Source organism: Cupriavidus sp. WS (assembly GCF_000395345.1).
Lineage (GTDB): Bacteria > Pseudomonadota > Gammaproteobacteria > Burkholderiales > Burkholderiaceae > Cupriavidus > Cupriavidus basilensis_B.
The window spans coordinates 1-1191 of sequence record NZ_AQPL01000704.1; the positions used below are offsets into that span (position 1 = coordinate 1).

2 protein-coding genes are annotated in these 1191 nt (G+C 65.9%); both read left to right on the forward strand.

The features are described from left to right. Positions 1–360: TraU family protein (locus K206_RS0136690; RefSeq protein ID WP_020207169.1), on the forward strand; the 360-nt coding region annotated here is incomplete at its 5' end. Positions 361–369: 9 nt separating this feature from the next. Then, a partial coding sequence (locus tag K206_RS0136695; protein WP_043368022.1) for an integrating conjugative element protein occupies positions 370–1191 on the forward strand: 822 nt, incomplete at its 3' end.

A 1191-nucleotide genomic window follows, 5' to 3' on the forward strand; every position in this document is an offset into this window, starting at 1 on the left:
GGCAACGTGTATCCCCGCGGTGGTTTTCTGCACCAGACCGACGACCACAAGACCGGCGCAGTGATCGCCCAGCGCGCAGGCGATGTCGTCACGCGCCGCGGGCAACTCCACGTCTATCAGCCGTTGCTTGCCAACCCCCGCGATGGCTACTGGCCGGCTGGCGCGCTGATGGAGGGCGATGCCTCGACAGGCAAGTGGCAGGAACTCACACCCGTCCTGTCATCGTCCTGCTCGGTCTTCCCGCGCAGCGGCTCCCTGACCCAGGCCCAGCAGGGCGATTACGCCTGGGCGCTATGGCGGCCGTATGCGTGCTGCGAACGCCGGGGCCAAGTGTTTCTCGGCAGCGTCGATTTCCTCTGAGGTGGTGCCATGAAGTTTCGTCCTGCATTCAATCCGTTCTCCCCCCGTGTACCTCGCACGAAGATCGTTCTGGCGCTGGCTGGTGCGCTGGCCTTGGCCAGCGGCGTGGCCTGGGGCCAACTGGGCTACCAGACGGGCGGCAGCGTCATCGGCGATGACGTCATGTACTCCATCGGTGGCGGCAGCGCAGTGTCCATGGGACGTGCCGCAGGAATGCAATCGATCGGCGTGGGCGTGGGCTGGAACTCAAATCTCGTCTGCGGCGACATGAGCCTCCAGACCACTCTGCGCAACCAGCTCAACGGCATCACGAACGGCTTTCAGCAGATCATGGGGAACGTGATCCAGAGCGCCACCAGCGCCGTGGCATCCCTGCCTGCGCTGATCATTCAGCGCGCCGACCCGGGCTTGTACAACCTGCTCACCAATGGCGTGCTGCAAGCGCGGCTGGATTTCGACCGTTCCAAGCTGACGTGCCGCGCAATGGCCGAGAAGATGGCCGACACAGCGGGCGGCCAGCTCGGCTGGAGCCGGATGGCAGAAGGTTTGGCGCTGCGCGATGCGGTGTCAAGCACGGATGCGGTCTCGGCCATCGAGCAGGCCGAAACGCGCCGCGGCAATGACGGTGTGCCGTGGGTCGGGGGTAGCAACGCGGGGGGCTCTGGTCAGCCCGCGATTAAGGTCGTCGGCGATGTCACCCGCGCCGGCTACAACCTAGTCAACGGCCGCGGCGTGACCGATACGTCGTCTATCGCACCGACCAGTTGTAGCAGCCTCTCGTGCCAGACCTGGACCTCGCCGCAGGCCGCCGTCGAGTGGGCCACGCGCGTA